General features: G+C 71.2%; 8 protein-coding genes and 1 pseudogene. All 9 read left to right on the forward strand.

The features are described from left to right. The first annotated feature begins 238 nt into the window (after window positions 1–238). Window positions 239–784, forward strand: coding sequence for a hypothetical protein (locus EST92_RS30095; protein WP_006607493.1), 546 nt, complete (start codon window positions 239–241; stop codon window positions 782–784). A gap of 134 nt (window positions 785–918) precedes the next feature. Then, entirely contained in the window at window positions 919–1,830 is a 912-nt protein-coding gene (pdxS, locus tag EST92_RS30100) for a pyridoxal 5'-phosphate synthase lyase subunit PdxS (RefSeq protein WP_129251277.1), read from the forward strand. Window positions 1,831–1,838: 8 nt separating this feature from the next. Then, window positions 1,839–2,429: a pyridoxal 5'-phosphate synthase glutaminase subunit PdxT gene (gene pdxT, locus EST92_RS30105; protein WP_129283854.1), complete on the forward strand. Its 591-nt coding sequence runs from the start codon at window positions 1,839–1,841 to the stop codon at window positions 2,427–2,429. Window positions 2,430–2,491: 62 nt separating this feature from the next. Then, complete coding sequence (locus EST92_RS30110) at window positions 2,492–3,244, forward strand: YebC/PmpR family DNA-binding transcriptional regulator (RefSeq protein WP_006607490.1); 753 nt, start codon at window positions 2,492–2,494, stop codon at window positions 3,242–3,244. Between the two features lie 149 nt (window positions 3,245–3,393). Next, window positions 3,394–3,972: a crossover junction endodeoxyribonuclease RuvC gene (gene ruvC / locus EST92_RS30115; RefSeq protein ID WP_129283855.1), complete on the forward strand. Its 579-nt coding sequence runs from the start codon at window positions 3,394–3,396 to the stop codon at window positions 3,970–3,972. Further along, window positions 3,969–4,589: a Holliday junction branch migration protein RuvA gene (gene ruvA, locus EST92_RS30120; protein WP_129283856.1), complete on the forward strand. Its 621-nt coding sequence runs from the start codon at window positions 3,969–3,971 to the stop codon at window positions 4,587–4,589. The genes ruvC and ruvA overlap by 4 nt, the downstream gene beginning before the upstream one ends. Before the next feature lie 79 nt (window positions 4,590–4,668). Next, on the forward strand, window positions 4,669–5,760 hold the full coding sequence (gene ruvB / locus EST92_RS30125; protein WP_129283857.1) for a Holliday junction branch migration DNA helicase RuvB: 1,092 nt from the start codon (window positions 4,669–4,671) through the stop codon (window positions 5,758–5,760). Between the two features lie 163 nt (window positions 5,761–5,923). Continuing rightward, window positions 5,924–6,460, forward strand: a complete 537-nt coding sequence (gene yajC, locus EST92_RS30130; protein ID WP_129283858.1) for a preprotein translocase subunit YajC — start codon at window positions 5,924–5,926, stop codon at window positions 6,458–6,460. Between the two features lie 149 nt (window positions 6,461–6,609). Next, window positions 6,610–7,250 (forward strand): annotated as a pseudogene (locus tag EST92_RS30135) (protein translocase subunit SecD); the annotation flags it as partial.

A 7,250-nucleotide genomic window follows, 5' to 3' on the forward strand; every position in this document is an offset into this window, starting at 1 on the left:
CACCCACCCGCGGAGGCCCGTCACCGCACCCCACAGCCCCGCGCAGCGGCACCGCCCGCCGCAGGCGCAACGGCGAGACACCACCACGGCGGGCCGGCCGACAACGTGCGGCGGCGCCGCAAAGCGCAACGGCGGGCGCACCGCGAAGCGGGCGACAAACGGCGAGAGACTCGCACGGCGGGAAAGCCAAAAACGTGGGAAGCCAGCCAAGCGCAGCGGCCAGGTAACGTGACCGGTCGTGACCACGTTCATCTGGATCGTCGCCGCGATCATCCTCATCGGCATCTACCTGAGTTGGACGGCGGGTCGGCTCGACCGGCTGCACGCCCGTATCGACGCGGCCCGGGCGGCCCTCGACGCCCAGTTGTTGCGGCGGGCGTCCGTCGCGCAGGAGCTGGGTACCGCGGGTGTCCTCGACCCCGCGGCCTCGATCGTCCTCTACCAGGCCGCGCACCAGGCCCGGCAGGCCGAGGAGGACCACCGCGAGGTCGCCGAGAGCGAACTGAGCCAGGCGCTGCGGGCGATCTTCGCCGAGGAGGCGCAGCTGGAGGCCGTACGGGAGGCTCCTGGCGGCGAGCAGACGGTCACCGAACTCACGGCCGCGGTGCGCCGGGTGCCGATGGCCCGCCGCTTCCACAACGACGCGGTCCGTGCCGCCCGAGCCGTCCGCCGTCACCGGCTGGTGCGCTACCTCCGCCTCGCCGGCCATGCGCCCTTTCCGCTGGCCTTCGAGATGGACGACGAGCCGCCGGCCGTCCTGGACGACCGCTCCGCCGGAAACTGAGCCGGGGCGGTGCCGCAGGCCGCGACGCCGGGCGGTGACGAGCCACTGACCTCTAATTGGCCCTTTTCCCGGGCCACTGACAAACGGTTGTGTGTGCGCATCAGTACAGTCACCCGCACTGAGTGAGGTCACACGTGTCCAGCACGCCCACCACGCCCCAGAACCCCGAGACCGGAACCGCGCGCGTCAAGCGCGGTATGGCCGAGCAGCTCAAGGGCGGCGTGATCATGGACGTCGTCACGCCGGAAGAAGCGAAGATCGCCGAGGACGCGGGCGCCGTCGCCGTCATGGCCCTGGAGCGGGTCCCCGCCGACATCCGCAAGGACGGCGGCGTGGCCCGGATGTCGGACCCCGACATGATCGACGGCATCATCAGCGCCGTCTCCATCCCCGTCATGGCCAAGTCCCGGATCGGCCACTTCGTCGAGGCCCAGGTGCTGCAGTCGCTCGGCGTCGACTACATCGACGAGTCCGAGGTCCTCACCCCGGCCGACGAGGTCAACCACTCCGACAAGTGGGCCTTCACCACCCCCTTCGTGTGCGGTGCCACCAACCTGGGCGAGGCGCTGCGCCGGATCGCCGAGGGCGCGGCCATGATCCGTTCCAAGGGCGAGGCCGGTACCGGCAACGTCGTCGAGGCGGTCCGCCACCTGCGCCAGATCAAGGGCGAGATCGCGAAGCTGCGCGGCTGTGACAACAACGAGCTGTACGCCGCCGCCAAGGAGCTGCGTGCCCCGTTCGAGCTCGTCAAGGAGGTCGCCGAGCTCGGCAAGCTGCCGGTCGTGCTGTTCTCCGCCGGCGGTGTGGCCACCCCGGCCGACGCCGCACTGATGCGCCAGCTCGGCGCCGAGGGCGTGTTCGTCGGCTCCGGCATCTTCAAGTCCGGCGACCCGGCCAAGCGCGCCGCCGCGATCGTGAAGGCCACCACCTTCTACGACGACCCCGCCGTCATCGCGGACGCCTCCCGCAACCTGGGCGAGGCCATGGTCGGCATCAACTGCGACACCCTGCCCGAGGCCGAGCGCTACGCCAACCGCGGCTGGTAGGACGGAAGATGAGCACCCCCACCATCGGTGTGCTGGCCCTCCAGGGCGATGTCCGCGAGCATCTCAAGGCGCTCGCGGACGCCGGTGCCCAGGCCCGGCCGGTGCGCCGCGCCGAGGAACTGGCCGCGATCGACGGCCTGGTGATACCGGGCGGCGAGTCCACCACCATGTCCAAGCTGGCGGTCGTCTTCGGCATGCTGGAGCCGCTGCGCGCGTTCGTGCGCGCGGGCAAGCCGGTCTACGGCACCTGCGCCGGCATGATCATGGTCGCGGACAAGCTGCTGGACGCCCGTGAGGACCAGGAGACGTTCGGCGGGATCGACATGATCGTGCGCCGTAACGCCTTCGGGCGGCAGAACGAGTCGTTCGAGGCGGCCATCGACGTCGCCGGGGTCCCCGGCGGGCCCGTCGAGGGCGTCTTCATCCGGGCGCCGTGGGTCGAATCGGTCGGCGGCGAGGTCGAGGTGCTGGCCACGTACGACGGGCACACCGTGGCCGTGCGGCAGGGTAACGTCCTTGCCACGAGCTTCCATCCCGAGCTCACCGGCGATCACCGGGTGCACGCGCTGTTCGTCGACATGGTGCGTCACACCGTGTGATCTGGCCCCGGTAGGATCTCAGGGGTTCGTTCAGAAATGGGTTACGCGAAGGAGACAGGCGGATGTCCGGCCACTCTAAATGGGCTACGACGAAGCACAAGAAGGCCGTGATCGATGCCAAGCGCGGCAAGCTCTTCGCGAAGCTGATCAAGAACATCGAGGTTGCCGCCCGGACCGGCGGCGCCGACCCGGACGGTAACCCGACCCTCTTCGACGCCATCCAGAAGGCCAAGAAGAGCTCGGTGCCCAACAAGAACATCGACTCCGCGGTCAAGCGCGGTGCGGGTCTCGAAGCCGGCGGCGCCGACTACGAGACGATCATGTACGAGGGTTACGGCCCCAACGGGGTCGCGGTGCTCATCGAGTGCCTCACCGACAACCGCAACCGCGCCGCCTCGGACGTCCGCGTCGCCATGACCCGCAACGGCGGTTCGATGGCCGACCCGGGCTCGGTGTCGTACCTGTTCAACCGCAAGGGCGTGGTGATCGTCCCCAAGGGTGAGCTGAGCGAGGACGACGTCCTGGGCGCGGTTCTGGACGCGGGGGCCGAAGAGGTCAACGACCTCGGTGAGACCTTCGAGGTGCTCAGCGAGGCCACCGACCTGGTCGCGGTCCGCACCGCTCTTCAGGAGTCCGGCATCGATTACGACTCGGCGGACGCCAACTTCGTCCCGACCATGCAGGTCGAGCTGGAGGAAGAGGGCGCCCGCAAGATCTTCAAGCTGATCGACGCGCTGGAGGACAGCGACGACGTGCAGAACGTCTTCGCCAACTTCGACGTCTCGGACGAGGTGATGGCCAAGGTGGACGCCTGACGGGCGGACACGCACGGCCGGTTGACGGGCCGACGGGGACACACCCCGTCGGCCCGTCCGTTTGTCAGTGGCAGCCACTAGTGTGCTGATCAGGGGGCATGCGCTCCCGAAGCGGGAACATCCGACCGAGCGGACGAGGGGCGGGAGCGATGAAGGTGCTGGGGGTGGACCCGGGGCTGACGCGCTGCGGGGTCGGGGTGGTCGACGGCGTCGCGGGGCGGTCGTTGACCATGATCGGCGTCGGCGTCGTGCGCACCCCGGCGGACGCCGAGATCGCCCACCGTCTCGTCGACATCGAGCGCGGGATAGACGCCTGGCTCGACGAGCACCGTCCGGACTGCGTCGCCGTGGAGCGGGTGTTCAGCCAGCACAACGTCCGTACGGTCATGGGCACCGCACAGGCCAGCGCGGTCGCCATGCTGTGCGCCGCCCGCCGGGGGCTGCCGGTCGCGCTGCACACCCCCAGTGAGGTCAAGGCCGCCGTCACCGGCTCCGGCCGTGCCGACAAGGCCCAGGTCGGCGCGATGGTCACGCGCCTGCTGCGGCTCGGCGCGCCCCCGAAACCGGCCGACGCCGCCGACGCCCTGGCCCTCGCCATCTGCCACATCTGGCGCGCGCCCGCGGTCAACCGCCTTCAGCAGGCGCAGGCCGCCGCCCGCCGTGCCGCTCCCGCATCCGTCCCCGCCGTCGGCCTCCGCCGGGCGGCACCCCAGAAGGGCACCCGATGATCGCCTTCGTTTCCGGCCCGGTCGCGGCCCTCGCACCGGACACCGCCGTCGTGGAGGTCGGCGGCATCGGCATGGCCGTCCAGTGCACCCCGGACACCCTCTCCGCGCTCCGCATCGGACAGCAGGCCAAGCTCGCCACCTCCCTCGTCGTCCGCGAGGACTCGCTCACGCTGTACGGCTTCGCCGACGACGACGAGCGCCAGACCTTCGAGCTGCTGCAGACCGCCAGCGGCGTCGGCCCCCGGCTCGCCCAGGCGATGCTCGCGGTGCACTCCCCGGACGCGTTGCGACGGGCCGTCGCCACCGGTGACGAAAAGGCCCTCACCGCCGTGCCCGGCATCGGCAAGAAGGGCGCCCAGAAGCTGCTGCTGGAGCTCAAGGACCGGCTGGGCGAGCCGGTGGGCGGTGGCCGCGCGGGCGTCGGCAGCGCCGTCACGGCCGGCTGGCGCGATCAGCTGCACGCCGCCCTGATCGGCCTCGGCTACGCCACCCGCGAGGCGGACGAAGCGGTCGCCGCGGTCGCCCCGCAGGCCGACGCGGCCGCCGCCGAGGGGGCCGCGCCCCAGGTGCCGCAGCTGCTCAAGGCCGCCCTGCAATCCCTGAACCGGGCGCGATGACCGCCGCCCGGGCCATGCGCTCCCGACCGTACGACCACCCAGGCGGCCCGGCCGCCCCGACCCCGCGAGGCAATCCGCAGTGAACTGGGACGACACCGCACCTCCCGCCACCGACGACGTCGCCCCGGGCGGGCCCGACCGGCTGGTCGGCGCCGACGCGGACGGCGAGGACACCGCCGTCGAGGCCGCGCTGCGGCCCAAGGACCTGGCGGAATTCGTCGGCCAGGAGCGGGTGCGTGAACAGCTCGACCTGGTGCTGCGCGCCGCCCGGGCCCGGGGCGCCACCGCCGACCACGTCCTGCTGTCCGGGGCGCCGGGCCTCGGCAAGACCACCCTCTCGATGATCATCGCGGCCGAGATGGGCGCCCCGATCCGGATCACCTCCGGCCCCGCCATCCAGCACGCCGGAGACCTCGCCGCCATCCTCTCCTCCCTCCAGGAGGGCGAGGTCCTCTTCCTGGACGAGATCCACCGGATGTCCCGCCCCGCCGAGGAAATGCTCTACATGGCGATGGAGGACTTCCGGGTCGACGTGATCGTCGGCAAGGGCCCGGGCGCCACCGCCATCCCCCTGGAGCTTCCGCCGTTCACCCTGGTCGGTGCCACGACCAGGGCAGGTCTGCTGCCGCCCCCGCTGCGCGACCGCTTCGGCTTCACCGCCCACATGGAGTTCTACGCCCCCGCCGAGCTTCAGCGGGTCATCCACCGCTCGGCCGGGCTGTTGGACGTCGACATAGAACCCGACGGCGCCGCCGAGATCGCCGGCCGCTCCCGCGGCACGCCCCGCATCGCCAACCGCCTGCTGCGCCGGGTCCGCGACTACGCCCAGGTCAAGGCCGACGGTCTGATCACCCGCGAGATCGCTTCCCAGGCCCTGCGGGTCTACGAGGTCGACGCCCGCGGCCTGGACCGCCTCGACCGCGCCGTGCTCACGGCCCTGCTCAAGCTGTTCGGCGGCGGCCCGGTGGGCCTGTCCACCCTCGCGGTCGCGGTGGGGGAGGAGCGCGAGACGGTCGAGGAGGTCGCCGAGCCGTTCCTCGTACGGGAAGGGATGCTGGCCAGGACCCCCCGGGGCCGGATCGCGACGCCCGCGGCCTGGGCCCATCTGGGGCTGGTCCCGCCGCAGCAGCAATCGGGCGGAAGCGGACAGCAGGGCTTGTTCGGGCCCTGACGGCGCGGGGACTCGCCCGGTCAGGAACTGCGGTGCGATGCTGGGCGTTGTTCCACTGGTGGGGACTCGCTTAGACTCCGCCGATGCCGACCGTGACGGTCGGTGTACCCACCCCCGCTATATGAGACCGCCGAGCTGCGGTCCTGCGAAGGATTTCCGTCCCGTGAATATCGTGACTCTCCTCCCCTTCATCGTCCTCATCGGGGCCATGTTCCTGATGACGCGGTCCGCCAAGAAGAAGCAGCAGGCGGCCCAGCAGATGCGCAACGAGATGCAGGCCGGCACCGGCGTCCGGACGATCGGCGGTATGTACGCCACCGTCAAGGAAGTCCACGACGAGACCGTCCTGCTCGAGGTTGCCCCCGGCGTACACGCCATCTACGCCAAGAACGCCATCGGCGCGGTGATCGCGGACGAGGAGTACAACCGCATCCTGGACGGTGCCGACCCGCTCCACAGTGACGAGCCGGTCGTCCCGGACGACGCCTCCTCGCTGACCGGCGATGCCGCCGCCGAGGCCACCACCAAGGGTGACAAGATCGACCTGGGCAAGGCCGAGACCCCGGCCGGCGACAAGACCGCCGCCGACGAGGCCCCGGCCGACACCGACGCCAAGGAAGCCAAGGACGCCAAGGACGCAGTCGAGGCCGACGCGGACGCCGCCAAGGACGACAAGAAGTCCGGCGACGACGCGAAGTAGTCCCTCCCACGGAACCGCGGAGCACGCGTTGTGTCGTGCACCGCGGTTCCGGGACGGTCTAGGCTCCGGCGGGGGTACGTCCCCACAAGACTTCGTGGCCGCTCGGCCGGCAACCCGGGCCGAGGGGTTGGACAGGGAGATACGAGAAGGTGGCAGCACCCAAGAAGGGCCGCAGGGCGCCCGCGAGCCAGGGGCATCCGGGCCGCGCCCTGATCCTGGTCCTCATCGCGATCGTGGGGCTGATCGGAGGCATGTTCTACTCCGGCACCCTGACGCCCCGACTGGGCATCGACCTGGCGGGCGGCACCAGCTTCACGCTGGCGGCCCAGAACCAGCCGGGCAAGCCCAACGCGATCAACGAGACCAACATGAGGACCGCCGCCGGCATCATGGAGCGACGGGTCAACGGTCTCGGTGTGTCCGAGGCCGAGGTCCAGACACAGGGCGACAACCACATCATCGTGAACATCCCCAAGGGGACGGACGCGAAGCAGGCCCGCCAGCAGGTCGGCACGACCGCCCAGCTCGGGTTCCGGCCGGTGCTGACCACCACCGCCGGCACCAAGACCCCCCAGCCCAAGCCCAGCCCCTCCCAGAGCGGCGCGAACGGCAAGGGCAAGGGCGACAAGGCCGCGGGCGGCAAGGCACAGCCGGGCACCCAGCAGAACGCCTCCTCCTCGCAGTCGCCGAGCTCGAAGCCCACCACCCAGGGCCGTGCGGTGACGGACGCGCTGAAGAAGGCCCCGTCCCCCAAGCCCGCGCCCTCCGGGCCGGCCAAGCCCTCCCTGCC

This window comes from Streptomyces sp. TM32 (assembly GCF_004122755.1).
GTDB classification, from domain to species: domain Bacteria; phylum Actinomycetota; class Actinomycetes; order Streptomycetales; family Streptomycetaceae; genus Streptomyces; species Streptomyces sioyaensis.